This is a genomic window from Pseudogemmobacter sonorensis, from assembly GCF_042762395.1.
Taxonomy (GTDB): domain Bacteria; phylum Pseudomonadota; class Alphaproteobacteria; order Rhodobacterales; family Rhodobacteraceae; genus Pseudogemmobacter; species Pseudogemmobacter sonorensis.
In genome coordinates this window covers 36,132-55,996 of sequence record NZ_JBEFZE010000002.1, presented here as the reverse complement: position 1 = coordinate 55,996, position 19,865 = coordinate 36,132, and the positions used below count along the sequence as shown (strand labels likewise).

Genomic DNA, 19,865 nt, shown 5'->3' with positions numbered 1-19,865 from the left:
CGTCACCGATGCCGCAGCCGCGCGGCGATCTCTTCCGCCAGCCCGCGATAAGCCTCGGCCCCTTTCGAGGCCGAGTCGTAAGTCGTCACCGGCAGCGCATGCGAAGGCGCCTCTGACAGCCGGACATTGCGCGGAATGACGGTCCGAAACACCAGATCACCCAGATTCTCGCGCGCGTCCAGCTCGACCTGCTGCGCCAGATTGTTGCGCCTGTCATACATGGTCAGCACCACGCCTTCGATCCGCAGCCCCGGATTGGCCGAGCGCCGCACATCCCGCACCGTCAGGAGAAGCTGCGACAGCCCCTCCAGCGCGAAGAATTCCGCCTGTAGCGGCACCAGAACCGCATGCGCCGCGATCAGCGCATTCACCGTCAACAGCGAAAGCGAGGGAGGGCAGTCGATCAGCACGACATCGAAGCCGCGCGCCTCGATCTCGGGGTGTCGCAGCGCGTCATGCAGCAGAAAGCTGCGCTTTTCGTTGGAGACCAGATCGATATCCGCTGAGGCGAGATCGGAATTTGCCGGTGAAATCCATAGGTTATCAACCTTGGTCGGCTGGATGATCTCATCGGGGTGACCATCGGTCAGGATCAGGTCATAGGTGGTCAGCTTGCGCTCGCCTGTTCCGATCCCAAGCCCGGTCGAGGCGTTGCCCTGCGGATCGAGATCGACCAGCAGCACCCGAAAACCCTTTTCGGCCAGCGCCGCCGCCAGATTGATCGCCGTGGTGGTCTTGCCCACGCCGCCCTTCTGATTGGCGATGGCGATGACATGCGCCGCAACCGGAGCTGCGTCATAAGCGGGGGTCTCAGGCAAGGGCATCGCGGCTGGCACGGCGAAGATTCCTCAATTCCAGGATTGCAGATCCGTTATGGCCCGGATCGGCATGCGCTTCCAGATCGAAGCACCAGTTTTTCCGCGCCGCGGCCACTTCTTCGCGCCAACTCTCGCCCTTCGGGAACAGCGCCAGGCTTTCGGCGGCGCCATGGCGGGCCACAATGCCGCACAGCCCGTCCAGAGCGGTCATGGCCCGTGCCGAAATCACATCCGCCGCCAACGGCTCCAACGATTCGGCACGCTCTGCGCGCACCTCGACCTTCAGATCCAGAAGGCGTGCCGCTTCACGCAGGAATGTCGCCTTGCGCTGATCGGATTCGACCAGAACGACCCGGGTCGGCTGGCCCCGGTCGGCAAGAATTACCGCCACGACAATACCTGGAAATCCGCCGCCCGAGCCGAAATCGACCCAGATCGCCGGGGAATCGGGCGCATGAAGCATGATTCGCGCCGAATCCTCGATATGTCGCGACCACAGGTCGGGCAATGTGGATTTCGCTATCAGATTGATTCGCGCCGTCCATTTCGCGGCCAGAGCGGCGAAATCCCTCAGCTTCGAAAGCCCGGCCTCACTGGTGCCAAGCGCAGTCCAGAGGTCGTGATCCAATTTCAGCCCGCCCGCTTGCCCGGGCGCGCCTTTTTCAGGCTGGCGATCAACAGCATCAACGCAGCCGGGGTCATCCCCTCGATCTGCTGCGCATGGTGAAGATTTTCGGGCCGGATCCGCTCAAGCTTGCCTGTCAGTTCGGAAGACAGGCCGGACAATCCGCGGTAGTCGAAATCGGATGGGATTTCAGTGGTTTCATGCCTACGCAACTCTTCGGCATCCGCCGCCTGCCGGTCGGTATATTGCGCATAAAGCGCCTCGATCTCGGCCTGGGCCCGCGCGTCCTGCGGGTGATCGCGCAGTTCCGGCACCAGGCGATCCATCACCACCGGATCGTAGTCGGCAAAGGCCATCAGATCATAAGCCGAACGACGCGAGCCATCCTGGCTGACCTGAATTCCCGCCGCACCAAGGTCTTTCGGGGTGAACCTCTGCGCCTTCAGAAGCGAGGTAACCTTCTCAAGCGCCTCGATCTTTTCGAAGAAAGCACGCCGACGCACCTCACGAACCGCGCCAAGCACGATTCCCTTCGGCGTCAGGCGCTGATCGGCATTGTCCGCCCGCAAGCTCAGCCGATATTCTGCGCGAGAGGTGAACATCCGGTAAGGCTCGGTCACGCCGCGCGTCACCAGATCGTCAATCATCACCCCGATATAGCTGTCGCTACGGCTGAAACCGGCCGGATCCCGACCCTGGACCGAAAGCGCGGCATTCAGCCCCGCGACCATGCCCTGGGCCGCCGCCTCCTCATATCCTGTGGTTCCGTTGATCTGACCCGCAAGATAAAGCCCGGGCATCGCCTTCGATTCAAGCGTATGGCGCAAGCCGCGCGGATCGAGATAGTCATATTCGATGGCATAGCCCGGCTGGGTGATCACCGCCCGCTCCAGCCCGGTAATGGTTCGGACATAGGCCTCTTGCACCTCAGCCGGAAGACTTGTCGAAATGCCATTGGGATAGACGGTATCGTCGTCCAGCCCCTCGGGCTCCAGAAACACCTGATGGCTGTCCTTGTCGGCGAAACGGACCACCTTGTCCTCGATCGAGGGGCAATAACGCGGGCCGATGCCGTCGATATGCCCGCCATACATCGCCGAACGGCCAAGATTCTCGCGGATGATGTCATGCGTGGCGGCCGAAGTATGGGTGATCCCGCAAGCGATTTGCCGCGCGATGGGTCTGCGATTCAGGAAGGACAGCATCACCGGATCTTCATCCGCAGGCTGCGTTTCAAGCCGCGCCCAGTCAATCGTCCTGCCGTCAAGCCTGGGCGGGGTTCCGGTTTTCAGCCGCCCGGTGGTCAGGCCGAGATCGCGGATCTGCTGGCCCAAACGAATCGAGGCGGCATCGCCAACCCGCCCGCCTGAGCGATTCTGATCGCCTATATGTATGATTCCATTCAGAAACGTGCCAGTCGTCAGCACCAGGGCACCGGCGCGGATCTCTGACCCATCGGCGAGTATCAGCCCCTGGCAGCGCCCGACTTCGACGATCAGCGCCGCCGCCTCGCCCTCGATCACCGTCAGATCGGATTCCTGCGCAAGAAGCCTCTGGACCGCCTCTCGATACAGCCTGCGGTCCGCCTGGGTCCTGGGCCCCCGAACCGCGGGGCCTTTCCGACGGTTCAGCAAGCGATACTGGATCCCCGCCATATCACCGGCGCGGCCCATGATCCCGTCCATCGCGTCGATCTCCCGCACAAGATGGCCTTTACCAAGGCCGCCAATGGCCGGATTGCACGACATGACCCCGATGGAGCCCGCCCGCATCGTGACGAGCGCGGTATTGGCGCCCAGCCGGGAGGCCGCCGCCGCCGCATCCGCGCCGGCATGTCCGCCACCCACAACCACCACGTCAAAATGTTTCACGTGAAACACCCTCATTTCCCGATGCAGAAGCTGGAGAAGATCTCCCCCAGCAGTTCATCAACATCCACCCGTCCCACCAAGGCATCCAGGGACCGGATCGCGCCACGCAATTCCTCGGCCACCAGCTCGGCCAGATGCGGGCCCGAGATCATCCCGACCACCCGCCCGATCACCGTCAAACCCGATTGCAGCGCGATTCGATGCCGCTCGCGCACCATGATACCAGCTCCCGCGGTTTTTTCCGAAAGCCGCGACGAGATCATCCGCAACAGAGTATCGACCCCCTCCCCGGTCAGACCCGAAACCGCGAGCCCTTCACCGCGCAGAAGATCCGCCTTGCCTTGCACGAGAAGATCGCCCTCTCGCAGCGCAAGATGGCCGTCGAGATCGCCAAGAAAAATCCGAAGATCCGCGGCTTCGGCCCGCGAAACCGCGCGGCGAATCCCCTCGCGTTCGACAAGATCCTCGCTATCGCGAAGTCCCGCCGTATCCAGGAAGGTAACCGAAAGTCCGTCGAGATCCATCCGAACCTCGATCACGTCGCGGGTGGTCCCGGCGATTTCCGAGGTGATCGCCGCCTCTCGCCCGGCAAGCCGGTTCAAAAGCGTCGATTTTCCAGCATTCGGCGCACCGACGATCGCCACCTCGAACCCTTCGCGGATCATTTCGGATTTGCGACCGGCCTCGATCTCGCGCCGCAGCTCACCTTCAACCGAGGAAAGCAGGTCCCGCACTTCCGGCAGCACATCGACCGGCACGTCTTCCTCGGCGAAATCAATCGTAGCCTCGACCAACGCCGCCGCCCGGATCAATTGCGCCCGCCAGCCTTCGACCCGTCTGCCGATTTCACCGGAAAGCGTGCGGAGCGCCTGTTTGCGCTGCGCCTCGGTCTCGGCGTCGATCAGATCGGCGAGACCCTCGACCTGGGTCAGGTCCAGCACACCGTTTTCCATCGCACGACGGGTGAACTCGCCAGCCTCCGCCATTCTCGCAAGCCCGGTCTCAGACAAAGCGCGCAACACCGCAGCGGAAACGGCAAGGCTGCCGTGGATCTGGAACTCCACCACCTTCTCGCCAGTGAAACTGGCGTTATGATCGAAGACAACCACCAACGCTTGATCCAGAACCTCCCCCCGCCACGATATGTAGCGAAGTGAGGCCTGGCGCGCCTTCGGCACCGAACCGCAAAGCAAACCGCAGATCCGATGCGCCTCGGGCCCGGAAACCCGGATCACCGCGACTCCGGCCCGGCCACGGGCGGTTGCGCTGGCATAGATCGTATCCGCCATCGCCCCGGCCCAGCCCGCCTCAGGTGTTCATCGATTCGAAGAATTCGGAATTCGACTTGGTCTGCTTCAGCTTGCCGATCAGGAATTCGATGGCATCGGTGGTGCCCATCGGATTGAGGATCCGGCGCAGGACATAGGTCTTCTGAAGGTCGGATTTCTCGACCAGAAGGTCTTCCTTGCGGGTGCCGGACTTCAGGATATCCATCGCCGGGAAGACGCGCTTGTCGGCAACCTTGCGGTCCAGAACGATCTCGGAGTTACCGGTGCCCTTGAATTCTTCGAAGATCACCTCGTCCATGCGCGATCCGGTGTCGATCAGCGCGGTGGCGATGATGGTGAGCGAGCCGCCCTCCTCGATGTTGCGCGCCGCGCCGAAGAAGCGTTTCGGGCGTTGCAGCGCATTGGCATCGACGCCCCCGGTCAGAACCTTGCCCGAGCTGGGAACCACTGTGTTGAAAGCCCGGCCCAGGCGGGTGATCGAATCGAGCAAGATCACCACATCCCGCTTGTGCTCGACCAGGCGCTTGGCCTTTTCGATCACCATTTCCGAAACCGCCACGTGCCGCGTCGCCGGTTCGTCGAAGGTCGAGGAAATCACCTCGCCCTTCACCGAACGCTGCATGTCGGTGACTTCCTCGGGCCGTTCGTCGATCAGAAGCACGATCAGATAACATTCCGGGTGGTTCGCCGCCACCGAGCGCGCGATATTCTGCAGCAGCACCGTCTTGCCGGTGCGCGGCGGCGCCACGATCAGCGCGCGCTGACCCTTGCCGATCGGCGCCACCAGATCGATGATCCGGGCCGAGCGGTCCTTGATCGTCGGATCCTCGACTTCCATCTTCAGCCGCTCATCGGGATAAAGCGGTGTCAGATTGTCGAAATGGACCTTGTGGCGGGCTTTCTCGGGATCGTCGAAATTGATCCGCGTGGCCTTCACCAGGCTGAAATAACGCTCGTTTTCGGAGGGAGCCTTGATCACGCCTTCGATGGAATCGCCGGTGCGCAGGCTGAACTGTCGGATCATCTCGGGGCTGACATAGATGTCATCGGGACCGGGCAGATAGTTCGCCTCGGGGCTGCGCAGGAAACCGAACCCGTCCTGCAGCACCTCAAGCACACCGTCGCCGCCGATCTCGAATCCTTCCTCGGCATGTTCTTTGAGGATCTGGAACATCATCTCGCCCTTGCGCATCGAAGGGGCGTTATCGATCTCCCATTCCTCGGCCATGGCCAGAAGATCGGCCGGGGTCTTGGCCTTGAGGTCAGAGAGATTCAGACGTTCGGTCATGGAAATACCTTGGAGAGAGACCACATCCTGGCGGATGCGGGCAGCGAGCATGTTTTCTAAGGGAGGCGCCTGGATCGGACGATCCTGCTGGCGGCGCAGATAGTCGTCGCCTTCACGAAAGTCAAGCTTTGCCGTAGAGGTCTTTCTTTACTTCTTCTATAATAAAGAAAAAAGAAAAGATGATGATGATGTTGGGCCTTGGGATAACGGGATGTCCGAGGTTGGTCACAGGATATCCCATGTCGGGACAGGCTGTTGACGACAGGGGGATAACCTCGTCCGGCGTGGAGAAACTGTCATGAATCTTATATATTTCAATATATTGCATGGAAATCGTTGAGAATTTCATCCACAGGTCATTTGTACGTCCCCGCGTCGGAGATCGCTCTTCCACAGGGACCGGAAAACCTCATGCCCAGTGGGATAACTCTGGCACGGCTTGACAGCAAAGCGGGCTCGGACCCATTTCTGCCCGGAAGAGCCGGGTTGTTCACTTCGGCTGCGCAGGAACGAAACAGGTTTTCCCCCAGGTTTTTCCCCGATGATATCTCTCGCCTCAGCCTCCCAAACCCGGCTTTCCCTGCTTCTGGCGGCGGGGATCGAGGTCGAGGCCCGCCCCGCCCGGATCGATGAGGAATCGGTTCGCCGCGCGCTGGAGGAAGAGGGCGCCTCTCCCCGCGATGTCGCCGATACCCTGGCCGAGATGAAGGCGAGAAAGCTTGCCGAGCGGTTGAGCGAGGGGGACGGAAATGCCCTGGTCCTGGGCTGCGATCAGGTGCTGGAATTCGACGGCCGGATCTTCGCCAAACCCGAAACCCGCGACGAGGCCCGCGCCCAGCTTCGCGATCTTCGCGGAAAGACGCACCGGCTTCTGTCGGCGGCGGTGCTTTACGAAGGCCCGCGCCCGGTCTGGCGCCATGTCGGGCAGGCGCGGTTGACCATGCGCAACTTCTCGGACGATTATCTTGACGATTATGTCACCCGGAACTGGTCCGAAATCCGCTATTCTGTCGGCGGATACCGACTGGAGGAAGAAGGTGTGCGGCTCTTCGCCTCGGTCACGGGCGATCATTTCACCATATTGGGCCTGCCGCTGATGCCTCTTCTGAACTACCTGAGCGACCGAAGGATCATACCGGCATGAGCGATCACCGAATTCCTCTGGCGGCCGTGCTGGGCCATCCGGTGGCGCACAGCCGCAGCCCGGCTTTGCATGGCTACTGGCTGCGCCGCTATGGACTGCAGGGCCATTATATCCCGATGGATGTGGCGCCGCAGGATCTGAACCAGGTGATTGCGATGATGCCGCGCATGGGTTTTGTCGGCGCCAATGTCACCATTCCGCATAAGGAGGCGATCCTTTCCATCGCCGATATCGTCACCGACCGGGCGGCGCTGATCGGGGCCGCCAATACGCTGATTTTCCGCAAGGACGGCAAGATCCATGCCGACAATACCGATGGTGCGGGTTTCATCGCCAATCTGCGCCAGCAGGCGCCGGGCTGGAATCCGGCGGCCGGGCCCGCGGTGGTTCTGGGGGCCGGGGGGGCCTCGCGCGCTGTGGTGGCCGCGCTGATCGAGGTGGGCGCGCCCGAGATCTGGCTCGCCAACCGTTCGCGCCCCAGGGCCGAGGCCCTGCGGTCGGATTTCGGGGCCAAGATCGTCGTCCATGAATGGAGCACCGTCTGGCAGGTGCTGGACGATTGCGCGACACTGGTGAACACGACCTCGCTGGGTATGGTGGGCAAGCCGCCGCTTCAGATCAATATGGAGCGGCTCGGGCCCCAGACCCTGGTGACCGATCTGGTCTATACGCCGCTTCAGACCCAGTTCCTGGCCGAGGCGCGGGTGTGTGGCTGCCCGACCGTCGATGGCCTCGGCATGCTCTTGCATCAGGCCGCGCCGGGGTTCGAACGCTGGTTCGGCCAGAAGCCCGAGGTCGATGAGGCCACGCGGCAGGCGGTGCTGACGGCATGAAAGCCTTCCGTCTCGGCTTGACCGGATCCATCGGCATGGGAAAATCCACGACGGCCGCGATGTTTGCCGAGGCCGGGCTTGCGGTCTGGGACGCAGATGCGGCCGTTCATCGGCTTTACGCCCGGGGCGGGGCTGGCGCGGCGGCAATCGCGCCGCATTTTCCCGATGCGGTCGAGGATGGCGCGGTGTCGCGCGCGACGCTGAAGGCCGTATTGGCCCGGGATCCGGCACGGCTCGCGCTGCTGGAAAGCCTGATCCATCCGCTTGTGGCCAAGGATCGCGCGGCTTTCCTGCAGGATCCGGGCTCGGACATCGCGGTGCTCGACATCCCGCTTCTGTTCGAGAAAGGCACCCAGACCGAATGCGACGCGGTGCTTTTGGTCACCGCGCCCCCTGCCCTGCAACGCGCCCGGGTTCTGGCTCGCCCCGGTATGACCGGGGCGCAATTCGCCCTGATCCTGTCGCGGCAGATGCCGGATGCTGAGAAACGCGCCCTGGCCGATCATCTGGTCGAGACGCTTTCGATCGCCAGCACCCGTGCCTATGTTTGGGCGCTGATCGACCATATCCGGGCCCGCCGCGCGGCAGCAGGAGGAAACCATGCGTGAGATCGTCCTCGACACCGAAACCACGGGTTTCGACCCGAACGAAGGCGACCGCATCGTCGAGATCGGCGGTGTCGAGCTGATGAACCACCTGCCCACCGGCCGGACCTATCACCAATATATCAACCCCGAGCGCGACATGCCCACCGCCGCGTTCGAGGTTCACGGGCTGAGCGCGGAATTCCTTGCCGACAAGCCGATATTCGCCCGCATCGGCCAGGAATTCGCCGATTTCGTGGGGGATGCCAAGCTGGTGATCCATAATGCCGCCTTCGACATGAAATTCCTGAATTTCGAGTTGAAGCGGATGGGCCTGCCCGGCCTGCCGATGAGCCAGGCCATCGACACGCTGACCATCGCACGGCAGAAATTCCCGGGCTCCCCGGCTTCGCTCGATGCCCTTTGTCGTCGCTTCGGCGTCGACAATTCCAGGCGCGAGAAGCACGGTGCGCTTCTCGACAGCGAAATCCTGGCCGAGGTCTATCTGGAACTGATCGGCGGGCGGCAGCCCGATCTCGTCCTGGCCTCGGCGGGTACAAGCCGAACGGGTCCGCGGGGGCCCTCGGGCGACTGGCGCCCCCGGCCCCGTCCGGTGCCGCTCGGGCCGCTTCTGACGGCGGAAGAAATCGCGGCGCATGAGGTTTTCGTTGAAAAGCTGGGGGCCGGAGCGATCTGGCGCAGGCGCTCCTGACCGCCGGGGCGGTGTGCAGGAATATGGCAAAGCGGTGACCTTTTACTCGATTACAAGGGGTTAACCCGGGTTTCATCCTGACATGGCATCCTTCCTGCGGGTGTGGTGAAAGGTGATGGGATGGCCGGGCAACGGAATGCACCGCCAGTCATCATCAAAAGGAAGAAGATCGTTGCTGGTGGCGGCCATCATGGCGGCGCCTGGAAAGTGGCTTATGCCGATTTCGTGACGGCGATGATGGCCTTCTTCCTTTTGATGTGGCTATTGAACGCAACGACGGAAACACAGCGCAAGGGGCTGTCGGATTATTTCAATCCATCGATCCCGATCACGCGGATTTCTGGCGGTGGCGAGGACATGTTCTCCGGTGATTCCATGTTCGCCCAGGACAGGAAGCCCCGCCATGACACCGGCGGCACGTCGAGCGAGACCGGGGACGGCAGCGCCACCGCCGAGGACAGCCAGGCTGATCAGCGCATGGCCGAATTCCGGGCCAGGGTCGAGCAAATGCTGTTCGACCGCGGCGGCGAAAGCCGGACCATGCAGCAGCTCCTGCGCCACGTCATCACCCGCATCACCGACGAGGGCCTGGTGATCGAGCTTTACGATCTCGAAAACGCTCAGATTTTCATCGGCGATAGCGCCGAGCCCGCCCCGGTGACGATCGCCCTTGCCGCGCTTCTTGCCGAGGTGCTGAACCTGACCGCGAACCGGATCGCGGTGAACGCCCATGTTCACAGCTATCCGGTGACGCTGAATGTCGATCCGTCCTGGGATTTGACCTCGGACCGCGCGCAGGCGATGCGGGGCCTGCTGGAGCGTTCGGGCCTGGCGCCGAACCGGGTCGCGCGGGTCACCGGGCACGCCGACCGCAGCCCTGCCGTCGCCGATCCCGCGGCCCTGCGCAACAACCGGATCGAAATCGTGCTGCTGCGCCGCGATCGCTGATCGGTTGATTGCGCGGATCGTCGTGGCCTGGACGGGCCCATGTCATATGGCCGACCGGCAAACTGATGGGGACAGCCGCTGATACGGCACAAGTATGCACATCCGAATCGAATGCCTAAACTTTATGCGAAATATAATGTTTTTATTCAATGGCTTGTCGGTGGTTTCTGAGGCTGGAAACCAAAAGCTTGCACATCCACGGCATATGCATGCACACGTTGAGCGAGAACGACCGCTATGCGGGACAGAACGGAAGTTGGCCGCCTGTCAAACGCCCGCCCTGCGCGGACGTTTCAGCGTCAGAAGTTCGGTTACGTCCTTTAGTTCGTCGGCGGTCGAAATTCCGATCTTCAGCCATCTGCCATCGTGATCGGTTTCCGCTGCATCATACAGCTCCATCAGTCGAGGACTGAGCTGGTTGCGTCGAGCTTCCACTTTCTCGCGCTCTGCCCCACCCAACACGACCACCGCAGCAAAGGCGCGGTATTCGGGCAGCAGTGTGCAGAAAGCCTTGGATTTCTTGTAGCGCAGGGACCAACCGTGTTTCTTGCCGCCGTATATCCAGTCCGGTGTGAAAACCTCGGGGTATCCGACCGCGATCCAGTCCCGCAGGGCGGACCATTGCACAAAGGCATCCGTCCCGATCCAGTCACGGATTGTCACATCGTCCGGCTCTGTAGACTTGTCGGTGAGCCGGTCCCCGATCTGTGGTGAATGATCCATGCCGCAGCTTCCCGTATCATCGAGCCAGCATCGCAAATGCGCGATAGGCAGGAAAGGGCTCGAAGCTACCTTTGGCCATCAGGAAAAGGGCAGCTCGTGCCTGCTTGCCTAGGTCTCCATCTCGACCGAGAAGATATCACTTGACGGAGGGTGTGCATGAAAACGCCAAAACGTGGATGCTTATGCCTCGTTGGCAACAGCGGCGAGTTCTGGTGACCCCGACAGGACTCGAACCTGTAACCTGCCCCTTAGGAGGGGGCTGCTCTATCCAGTTGAGCCACGGGGCCATTCGCTTCTCAATGCACAAAGCCGGTCGCAAAGGCAACCTTCGCCGCGCGGCAAGGGGACAGGAAATCCGCGGCGACGGGGGTTTGCGCCGCAAGAAACCGGCTTGGACAAGCCCGGGCTTTGGCGCTAACACTCGTTGCGGGTGCCGGGGCGGGTGCCGGAAAATCCGTTAGGATCCGTGAAAGCTCCGGCGCCGATCCGAAAGCGACAGGCTGGACCCCGTGACGAGACAGACCCCCCCAGATCCGCGTCGGCCCCTGACCTTGCGCGACGTGTCCGAGGCTTCGGGCGTCAGCGAGATGACGGTCAGCCGGGTGCTGCGCAACCGTGGCGATGTGTCGGATACCACGCGCGAGCGGGTTCTGGAGGCCGCGCGCCGCCTTGGCTATGTACCGAACAAGATCGCGGGCGCCCTGGCCAGCCAACGGGTCAATCTGGTCGGCGTGATCATCCCCTCGCTTTCGAACATGGTTTTCCCCGAGGTTCTGGGTGGGATCTCGGACGTGCTTGAGGACACCGGGCTGCAACCCGTCGTCGGCGTCTCGAACTATCAGCCCGACCGCGAAGAGCAGGTGATCTATGAAATGCTGTCCTGGCGGCCCTCGGGGCTGATCCTTGCCGGGCTGGAACACTCCGAGGCGGCGCGCGCCATGCTCGCACAGGCCGGGGTGCCGGTGGTCGAGATCATGGACATCGATGGAACCCCGGTCGACAATGCGGTCGGGATCTCGCATCGTCGCGCGGGGCGCAAGATGGCCGAGGCGATCATCGCCGCCGGATATCGCCGCATCGCCTTTCTGGGCACCCATATGCCCACGAACGACCATCGGGCGCGAAAGCGGCTGGAAGGTTTCGAAGAGGCGCTGGCGAAAGCCGGTCTCTCCATCGTGGACCGCGAATATTATTCCGGCGGCTCGGCCTTGGCCAAGGGGCGCGAGATGACCGAGGCGCTTCTCAAACGCTCTCCCGACGTGGATTTTCTTTATTATTCCAATGATATGATCGGGGCGGGCGGGCTTTTGTGGTGCCTGGAGCAGGGGCTGGAAGTGCCGGGCCGGATCGGGCTTGCCGGGTTCAACGGGGTCGAGCTGCTGGAGGGGTTGCCGCGCAGGCTTGCCACGATGGACGCCTGTCGGCGCGAGATCGGTCAGCGCGCGGCCGAAATCATCGCGGGCAAACGGCCGCCCGAGGTGACGGCGGGCGTGATCGGCGGCGAGGTGATCGAATTGCAGCCGAAGCTTCAGCCCGGCGATACGATCCGCAAGGCCTGATCCCGCTGGATGCGAAGACAGGCCCCGCAGGGCCTGTCCGCAGCGTCGCGATCAGATCGCCGACTGGATCCAGTTCGCCAGCGCGGCCTTGGGCGCGGCGCCGACCTTGTTCGACACCACCTCGCCATCCTTGAACAGGAACAAAGCGGGGATGCCGCGAACGCCAAGCTGGGCCGGGCTTTCGGGATTTTCGTCGACATTGACCTTCACGATCTTGACCTTGCCCTGGTATTCGGCGGCAAGCTCTTCCAGAGCGGGGCCGATCTGGCGGCAGGGCCCGCACCATTCGGCCCAGAAATCGACGACCACGGGAATGTCCGACTTGCGGACTTCCTCGTCGAAAGTGGCGTCGCTGACGGCGACCGTGTTCTCGCCCATGATGCTTTCTCCTGAAAGGAATGTCTTGTCATGGAAGGTAGGTTCGCACGATAGGCCCGTCAAGACGCGGGGCCCGTCAAGATGCGGGTCGGCATCACGCGCCTTCGGCGCGGGCGAGGGCGGCGCGGACGGCTTCGGTCTCCAGCCTCATCAGATGCGGCAGGCGGGTCCAGAGGATGGCGGTCTCGATCCGGCGGCCGGGATAGAGCGCGGCCATCGCCAAGGCGTAGGCGCCCAACTGGCGCAGATAGGCCTCGGGCACCTCGCCCGGGTCCAGGGGCACGGCGCGGTTCGACTTGAAATCGACGATGGTGATGCGATCCGGGGCGATCACCAGCCGGTCGATGGCGCCCGCAAGCCAGCCGCCGTTCCAGGGCACCGCCACCTCGACCTCGGCCAGGCTGCCGGGGGCGAAAAGCCAGGCCAGCTCCGGCGCGGTCAGGATCGCGCGGGCCTCCTGCGCAAGGTTTTCGTCGAGGCCGAGCGCGGAAAGCGCCTCCTCGCGCGCGCTCGGGTCAAGATCGCCCAGATGCTGAAGCGCCAGATGCAGCGCGGTGCCGCGCTCCAGCGGATCACCGTCGCCGGAGGGCTCGGTCGGGTCGAAGGGGGCGCCGGGGTCGAGCACGACCTTCTCGCCGCCAAGGCCCGAGGGCGACCAGATCCGCAGCGGCTCGGGCGGGGCCGAGGCGGGGCGAAGCGCGAAATCCGGCGCCAGCACCCGGCTTTGCGTCCCGGCGGGGGCGGGGGCTTCGGGCGGCCAGTCGCCGAAGCCAAGATGCAGCGCCCCCGCGGGATCGGCCTCGGCCCCCAGCCGCAGCGCGCCCCGCCGGATGATCCCGTGCCATGAGGTCTCGCCGCATTCGCCCGCCCCCGCCACGATCAGCCAGTGCTTCGCCCGCGTCATCGCGACATAAAGCAGGCGCAGGTTTTCGGCCTCGCGCGCGGCGGCGCGGGCGGCCTTGCGTGCGGCGACCGCGCCAGCATCCTCGGCCTTGCGACCGGCCCAGGTCACCACCGACTCGGCCAGGGGCAGGATCATGTCGCGGTCGCGCAACTGGCGGTCGGCGGTGTCGGGCAGGATCACCACCGGCGCCTCAAGCCCTTTCGAGCCATGCACAGTCATCACCCGGATCTGGCTGCCCTCGCCCTCGGGCTGGCGCTTCACCTCGATCTCGCCCGCCGCCATCCAGACCAGAAAGCCGGTCAGGCTGGGCACTTCGGCGCGCTCATAGGCCAGCGCCTGCTGGCTGAGTTCGTCGATGGCGTCGGCGGCCTCCTCGCCCAGCCGGGCCAGAAGCCGCGACCGGCCACGATGGCGGTTCAGGAGGCGGTCGATCAGGTCGTAGGGGCGCAGGAATTCGGCGCTGTCGCGCAGGTCCCTGAGGATGGCGAGCGCCTCGGCCTCTTCCGCCCTGTCGGATTGGCGCAGCGCCTCCCACAGATAGCCCTTGCGGCCATGGGCCAGGCGGTAGAGCTGCGCCTCGCTCCAGCCGAACAGGGGTGAGCGCAGCGCGGTCGCCAGCGAAAGATCGTCCTCGGGCGTGACCAGAAAGGCCAGAGCCGCAAGGATGTCGCGCACGGCCAGCTCTTCGGAAAGCGTCAGCCGGTCGGGCCCCGCGATGGCGAGACCCGCCGATTTGCAGGCGCGGATGACGGATTCGAAGATCTCGCCCCGGCGCTGGACCAGGATCAGGAAATCCCCCGCCCGGACCGGCCTTGCGCCCCCGGGCGCCAGATGGTCGGGGATCTGCACACCCGCGTGGATCATTTCGGCGATCCGCCCGGCGATCCGTTCGGCCAGGACCACGGCGGCATCGGTCTGGCCGACCAGATCGACCGGATCATACCATTCCTTCGGCTCGGGCTTTTCGGGGGCGGGCACCGGGGGCCAGATCTCCACCCTGCCGGGCAGGGCCTGGTGGAAGGGACGGTGTTCGAACGCGCCGCCAAGCGCCGGTTCCAGATCGCCCCGAAAACAGGCATCGACCAGATCCAGCACCGCGCGGGACGAGCGGAAGGAATGCACCAGCGGCAGTTCCAGGACCGGCGCCCCCGCCGCCCTGAAAGCGTCCGAGAAGCGGGATTTCCAGCCGTCGAAAGCCACCACATCAGCGCCCTGGAAGGAATAGATCGACTGTTTCTTGTCGCCCACGACGAAAAGCGAACGCGCAATGTCGCGCGCGCCGCGGCCCGCGGTGAATTCCTCGGTCAGCGCGGCGATGATGCGCCATTGCGCCGGGCTGGTGTCCTGCGCCTCGTCCACCAGCACATGGTCGATGGCGCCGTCCAGCCGGAACAGCACCCAGGGCGCGATGGCGGGATCGGTCAAGAGCCGGGTGGCGCGGGTGATGAAATCGTCGAAATCCAGCCAGCCGCGCCGGGCCTTGGCCGCCTCGTAGCGCCGCAGGAAGGCCTGCGCGAAATCATGCAGTGCCAGCGCCTTGCGCAGGGCGACCAGCGCAAGGCGCACCGGGCGCGCCGCCTCGACGCGCGCCATCAGCCCTTCGACCTGGTCCATCACATCGCCCAGGCCCGCCCGGGTCTCCTTGGTCGGAAAGCTGCCGATCTTGGCCGAGAATGGCGCCTTGGCCGAGGCGCCGGTCAGGAAAACCCCCTCCATCACCGCCAGATCGTCAAGCCCGAAGGGCGGCGACAGCGTCGCCAGCAGCGCGCCCGCCCGGTTGTCGGTGGATTTGCCCGAGGCCAGCAGCGCGGGCACCAGCGCCGCCAGCGCGGGCCCGTCGCCCGGCGCGAAACAGCGCCCGAGCAGCGCGGCCTCGTCCTCCTGCGGGTCCAGTTCGAAAGCGGTGCGCAGCGCGGCCGGATCCGCGCCCCCGATCAGATCGGCGCGCTGCCCGACGATCTGGCGCAGAAGGTTGTCGATCTGCTCGCCCGCCTCGGGAAGGATTGCCTCGAACAGCGCGGCCTCCGGCCCCTCGGCCATCTCTTCCAGGATCTCGGCGCGCAAAAGCGCGGCCGAGCGGTCGTCGAGTTCGGTGAAGGACGGGCTCACCCCGGCCTCAAGCGGGAAGCGGCGCAAGAGGCCCGCGCAGAAGGAATGGATGGTCTGGATACGGATCCCGCCGGGCGTCTCGATCGCGCGGGCGAACAGCCGCCGCGCCTGGGCCAGGGCGGGGCCGGTCAGTTCGCCGCCCTGGCCAAGCCGCGCCAGATCGGCGCGCAGCCGGTCCTCGGCCGCCATGGCCCATTCGCCCAGGCGGCGGAACAGGCGGTTCTGCATCTCGGCGGCGGCGGCCTTGGTATAGGTCAGGCAAAGGATGTTCTGCGGATCCACCCCTTGCAGCAAGAGCCGCGCGACCCGGTCGGTCAGCACCTTGGTCTTGCCCGAGCCGGCATTGGCCACCAGCCAGACATTGGCCAGCGGATCGGATGCGGCGATCTGGGCCGCGCTGGCGGGATCGGGGACCTTCATCCCACATCCTCCGGCCTGGGATCCGCGGTCACGTCCCATTCTCCGTAGCGGGCCAGATCGTCGTAATCGCCGAAATCGCGGGTCTCGACCATCGCGCGGCGGGCGGTATAGCCGCGCGACGGCTGGCGATAGGCCAGGATCAGGCGGCGGAATTCCTCAAGCACGCGCAGGACATCCTCTTCGCCCAGTTCTGACGCGACCTCCTTCATGTCGCGGCGCAGCGCGACATAGGCAAGCCTTGCCGAGGGCTGCGGCCCGACTTCGGGGAAGGCGCCAAGCGCGGCCATCACCGCGGCCAGATGCAATTGCTTGGCAAAGGCCTGCTGCTGCTTTTCCGAAGGCGGCGTGCCGGTCTTGTAATCGACGATGCGCAGGCTGCCGTCATCAAGCAGGTCAAGCCGGTCGGGCTTGCCCACCAGACGGAAATCCAGCCCCGGGATCTCCACCTCGTATTTCCGCTCAAGCGAGACCGGGGTGCCGCCCGCCGCGCGCAGCCCCTCGACGAAGGGCCGGGCGATCTCGGCCATCCGGGTGCGCCAGACCGCCCGCATCGCGGGCCAGGCCACGGCCTCGGCCAGAACCTCGTCGGTGATCCGCATCAGCAGGTCGGCGGCTTCCCGCGGATCGGGGGGCGGGGCCTGTTTCAGGAACCGCTCGGGCACGCGATGCAGCACCTCGCCGCGCAGCCTCGCATCGGCCAGCGGGCGCAAGGGCGGCAGCGGGCGCAGGTGCAGGACATGGCTGGCGTAGATGGCATAGGGGTCGCGGATCAGCCGCTCCACCTCGGTCAGCGACAGCCGCGCGGGCCGCGCGGCAAGCGGCGGCCGGGGCGAGGGGCGAGGGGCGGCCGGAACCGGCACGGGCCGCTCGACCGCCGCCGCCTCGGCCAGCAGCCGCTGCCCGCGCGCGCGCATCGCCGACAGGGCCTCGGCCCCGCCGTTCGAACTCAGCCCGCCCATCAGATTGGTCAGCCGGTTGAGCCAGCGCGCGGGCACCGTCTCGGCCTCGGCATCGCGAAGCGCGCGGCTCAGCACCACATCCGGCGCGCCGATGGCCATCTGGAAATCATGCGCCGAAAGCCCGATCCGGCGCTCGGGCAGCAAAAGCCCGGCCTCGATCCGCATCCGGCGGTTCAGCCAGGGATCGGGCGGGATCTGGGCCGGCCAGACGCCCTCGTTCAGCCCCGCCATCACCAGAAGATCGCCCCCCGCCAGCCGCGCCTCCTGCGGGCCCAGGATCTCGATCCTGGGATCGAGCGAGACCACCTCGCGCACCTGGCGGCGGGAGAACACCCCATCCAGCAGGGCGGCGTAATCCTTCAGCGACAGGGCAAAGCCCTCGGGCGCCTCACGCGCCAGTTCGTCCATCGCCGCCAGCGCCTCGGCCCCCGCCGCGCGCTCCCACAAGGCGCCGCTGCCGCCCGGATCGGTGCCGCGCGCCAGCGCCTCGGCCAGGTTGCGGTGGCGGGCGATCCGCTCGGGCAGCGTGGCGGCGGCGGTATCGGCCAGTCCCACCAGGATCGCGCCCATCCGCTCGGCCCAGTGCGGGGCGAGCGGCTCCTTGCGCGCTTCGGCCCAATGGCGCAGGGCGGCCGGATCGGGGAAGGCCGGGCCGCGCTGGCGCAGCGAAAGCTCCAGCTCGCGCGTCAGCAGCAGATGCAACCCGCGATCCGCGCCGGAAAAGGCCAGCGGATGTTTCATCAGTGCCAGGCATTCGTCCACCGCAAGCCGCCGCCCCATCGCGCGGGCGATCATCCGCAGCAGCCGCCCCGGCGGGCTGTGGGTCAGCGGCTGGCCCGCGGAATCGTCGGGACGCAAGCCCCAGCGGTCCAGCGCCGCCGTCACCCGCCGGGTCAGGTCGCGGTCGGGTGTCAGCAGCACGGCCTTCTCGCCGCGCTCGACCGCGCCGCGCAGCAAAAGCGCGATGGCCTGCGCCTCGGCGCGCGGATCGGGGGCCTCAAGCAGGGTCAGCCGTTGCGAAAGCGGGCGCAGATCGGGCAGGCCGGGCCCTTCGGCGATCCATTGGTCGGTGACCGGCGCGGGCCGCAGCGCCAGAGAGACCAGCGCGTTGCGCAAGGGATCGGGGGCGGCCCGGTCGTCCGCCCGGTCATCCCAGGGGCGAACGCTTTCGGGACCGATGCCGATCCGGCCCATCAGCCGGTGAAAGCGGTATTGCGGGTGATCCTCCTGCCCGGTCGTGCCCGCCGCCCCGGAATCCAGCGCCTGCCAGACCGCGGCGGGCTGGCCGAAATCGAAGCCGGGCACCACCAGCGCGCCCTGCGGCAGCCGCGCCACCGCCGCCATCAGCAGCGCGGTCGTGCCCCGGGAGCCGGTCGAACCGGCGACGATCACCGGATCGTTTGGCGGATGGGCCTGCCAGCGGGCGATCAGCGTTTCGGTCGCGCGGCGCAGCCGGGCCTCGGCATCGGGTGGACTGTCGGGGCCGAAGAATCGTTCGACCAGCGAGACGAAGCTGCGCGCGCGGGCCCAATGTGCGGCATGGCCCTCCATGTCCAGCGCGGCAAGGCGGGCGGGGGGAACGCTCTCTGCACGCAATTCATCCATCAGCGCGGCAAGGCTGTCGGCCAGATCGTAAAGCGCGCTTCGCGGTGCAAGATCGGGTTGGGCCGTCAGCAGGCGATCCACCAGCACCGCGAGTTCCAGCCGTCGCCCCAGGCGCGAGACCGGCGGACCGGCCTCGCCCGGCAGCGGCTCGGCGCCGATTTCGGTCACCAGCCGCATCCGGGGCAGGAAGGTCGCGCCGCCGGTCAGGAAGGCCTCGCGCAGCCGTCGCCGCAGCCGCTGGGTGTTCAGATAAAGCGTGACGCGCGCCATCGCCTCGGGCGGGCGGCCCGCCATGCGCCGGATCAGCCCCGCCGCCAGTCGGGCGGGAAAATCGGCGCCGGGCGGCAGGCCGAAAAGCCGCGGGCCGGGCCGGTCGAACAGCGCCTCAACCATCGGCGGGTTCCGCCAGCAGGGCCTCGGCCTCGGCCAGCCCCTCGGGCGTGCCGACATCGCACCACTCGCCCGGATAGGTCAGCGCGAAGGCGCGCCCCTCGGCGATCATCCGGTCCCAGACCCGGTTCAATGAGAACGCTTGTTCGGAAACTTCGCGCAGCGCCCCTGTTTGCAGGATCTGGGCGCCGAGATAGACGAAGCCCTCCTCGCCCCCGGCGCGGCGGATGCGGTCCTCGGGCGATAGGGTGAAATCCGCCCGCCCCTTGCGCCCGGGCAGGCCTGCCCGCGCCTTGACCAGCAAAAGCGCCGCCATCCGCGCCGGATCCCAATGCGCGGCCAGCAGGGAAAGCGGGTTCGGCCCGCGCCAGACCACATCGGGGTTCAGCGTCATCACCGCAATGCCTTCGGGGCCGAGCAGGGGCAGCGCGGCGCGCAGGCCGCCGCCGGTCTCAAGGATTTCCTCTTCATGGCTGATTGCGACGGGCCGACCCTTCAGATGCTCGCGGATCTGCCCGCCAAGGTAATGGCTGTTCACCACGACCGGCGCCGCCCCGGCCGCGTCGCCCAGATCCAGCGCCCGGTCCAGCAGTGTGCGACCGGCGACCTTTATCAGCGGCTTGGGCCGGTCCCTGGTCAGCGCGCCCATCCTTGTCCCGAAGCCGGCGGCGAAGATCATCAGCGGCATTGCGCCCGTCTTCCTCCC

General features: G+C 65.7%; 17 protein-coding genes and 1 tRNA gene. 6 read left to right on the top strand and 12 right to left on the bottom strand.

Annotation, left to right across the window (positions count from 1 at the left end; genetic code table 11):
• Nucleotides 1-2 precede the first annotated feature (2 nt).
• The 6 genes from ABNX41_RS01860 to ABNX41_RS01835 form a co-directional block, all read right to left on the bottom strand.
• Nucleotides 3-824, bottom strand: a complete 822-nt coding sequence (locus tag ABNX41_RS01860; RefSeq protein ID WP_438668236.1) for a ParA family protein — start codon at nt 822-824, stop codon at nt 3-5.
• Complete coding sequence (locus tag ABNX41_RS01855) at nt 811-1,446, bottom strand: 16S rRNA (guanine(527)-N(7))-methyltransferase RsmG (protein WP_438668017.1); 636 nt, start codon at nt 1,444-1,446, stop codon at nt 811-813. The genes ABNX41_RS01860 and ABNX41_RS01855 overlap by 14 nt, the downstream gene beginning before the upstream one ends.
• Before the next feature lie 2 nt (nt 1,447-1,448).
• Nucleotides 1,449-3,314 carry a tRNA uridine-5-carboxymethylaminomethyl(34) synthesis enzyme MnmG gene (mnmG, locus tag ABNX41_RS01850; protein ID WP_438668016.1) on the bottom strand — a complete coding sequence of 622 codons (1,866 nt, stop codon included), beginning with the start codon at nt 3,312-3,314 and terminating at the stop codon, nt 1,449-1,451.
• Between the two features lie 11 nt (nt 3,315-3,325).
• A complete protein-coding gene (mnmE, locus tag ABNX41_RS01845) occupies nt 3,326-4,603 on the bottom strand; it encodes a tRNA uridine-5-carboxymethylaminomethyl(34) synthesis GTPase MnmE (protein WP_438668015.1) in 1,278 nt (425 codons plus the stop codon).
• Between the two features lie 19 nt (nt 4,604-4,622).
• On the bottom strand, nt 4,623-5,891 hold the full coding sequence (gene rho, locus ABNX41_RS01840; protein ID WP_438668014.1) for a transcription termination factor Rho: 1,269 nt from the start codon (nt 5,889-5,891) through the stop codon (nt 4,623-4,625).
• A 121-nt stretch (nt 5,892-6,012) separates the two neighbouring features.
• Nucleotides 6,013-6,240 (bottom strand): hypothetical protein, encoded by a 228-nt coding sequence (locus ABNX41_RS01835; protein WP_438668013.1) that lies wholly within the window; start codon nt 6,238-6,240, stop codon nt 6,013-6,015.
• A gap of 192 nt (nt 6,241-6,432) precedes the next feature.
• Between ABNX41_RS01835 and ABNX41_RS01830 the strand changes: the two genes are divergently transcribed.
• From ABNX41_RS01830 to ABNX41_RS01810, 5 genes are all read left to right on the top strand, one after another.
• Nucleotides 6,433-7,035: a Maf family protein gene (locus ABNX41_RS01830; protein ID WP_438668012.1), complete on the top strand. Its 603-nt coding sequence runs from the start codon at nt 6,433-6,435 to the stop codon at nt 7,033-7,035.
• Complete coding sequence (locus tag ABNX41_RS01825; RefSeq protein ID WP_438668011.1) at nt 7,032-7,868, top strand: shikimate dehydrogenase; 837 nt, start codon at nt 7,032-7,034, stop codon at nt 7,866-7,868. Before ABNX41_RS01830 ends, ABNX41_RS01825 begins: the two co-directional genes overlap by 4 nt.
• Nucleotides 7,865-8,476: a dephospho-CoA kinase gene (coaE, locus tag ABNX41_RS01820; protein ID WP_438668010.1), complete on the top strand. Its 612-nt coding sequence runs from the start codon at nt 7,865-7,867 to the stop codon at nt 8,474-8,476. The genes ABNX41_RS01825 and coaE overlap by 4 nt, the downstream gene beginning before the upstream one ends.
• A complete protein-coding gene (gene dnaQ / locus ABNX41_RS01815; protein ID WP_438668009.1) occupies nt 8,469-9,164 on the top strand; it encodes a DNA polymerase III subunit epsilon in 696 nt (231 codons plus the stop codon). Before coaE ends, dnaQ begins: the two co-directional genes overlap by 8 nt.
• Before the next feature lie 207 nt (nt 9,165-9,371).
• On the top strand, nt 9,372-10,112 hold the full coding sequence (locus tag ABNX41_RS01810) for a flagellar motor protein MotB (RefSeq protein ID WP_438668008.1): 741 nt from the start codon (nt 9,372-9,374) through the stop codon (nt 10,110-10,112).
• Nucleotides 10,113-10,379: 267 nt separating this feature from the next.
• Here ABNX41_RS01810 and ABNX41_RS01805 read toward each other — a convergent pair whose 3' ends face one another.
• Nucleotides 10,380-10,835: a DUF3788 domain-containing protein gene (locus ABNX41_RS01805; protein WP_438668007.1), complete on the bottom strand. Its 456-nt coding sequence runs from the start codon at nt 10,833-10,835 to the stop codon at nt 10,380-10,382.
• 210 nt (nt 10,836-11,045) lie between these two features.
• A tRNA-Arg gene (locus tag ABNX41_RS01800) sits at nt 11,046-11,122 on the bottom strand.
• A gap of 300 nt (nt 11,123-11,422) precedes the next feature.
• Here ABNX41_RS01800 and ABNX41_RS01795 point away from each other — a divergent pair.
• Nucleotides 11,423-12,394 (top strand): LacI family DNA-binding transcriptional regulator, encoded by a 972-nt coding sequence (locus ABNX41_RS01795; protein ID WP_438668235.1) that lies wholly within the window; start codon nt 11,423-11,425, stop codon nt 12,392-12,394.
• 51 nt (nt 12,395-12,445) lie between these two features.
• Here the strand turns inward: ABNX41_RS01795 and trxA are convergent, their stop codons facing one another.
• The 4 genes from trxA to ABNX41_RS01775 all read right to left on the bottom strand — a co-directional run bounded on the left by trxA (nt 12,446) and on the right by ABNX41_RS01775 (nt 19,838).
• A complete protein-coding gene (trxA, locus tag ABNX41_RS01790; protein WP_438668006.1) occupies nt 12,446-12,772 on the bottom strand; it encodes a thioredoxin in 327 nt (108 codons plus the stop codon).
• A 94-nt stretch (nt 12,773-12,866) separates the two neighbouring features.
• Entirely contained in the window at nt 12,867-16,205 is a 3,339-nt protein-coding gene (gene addA, locus ABNX41_RS01785) for a double-strand break repair helicase AddA (RefSeq protein ID WP_438668005.1), read from the bottom strand.
• The gene (addB, locus tag ABNX41_RS01780) at nt 16,202-19,162 is read right to left on the bottom strand and encodes a double-strand break repair protein AddB (protein WP_438668004.1); all 2,961 of its coding nucleotides are present in this window, start codon (nt 19,160-19,162) and stop codon (nt 16,202-16,204) included. The genes addA and addB overlap by 4 nt, the downstream gene beginning before the upstream one ends.
• Nucleotides 19,155-19,838, bottom strand: coding sequence for a nucleotidyltransferase family protein (locus tag ABNX41_RS01775; protein WP_438668234.1), 684 nt, complete (start codon nt 19,836-19,838; stop codon nt 19,155-19,157). The genes addB and ABNX41_RS01775 overlap by 8 nt, the downstream gene beginning before the upstream one ends.
• Nucleotides 19,839-19,865: the final 27 nt, after the last annotated feature.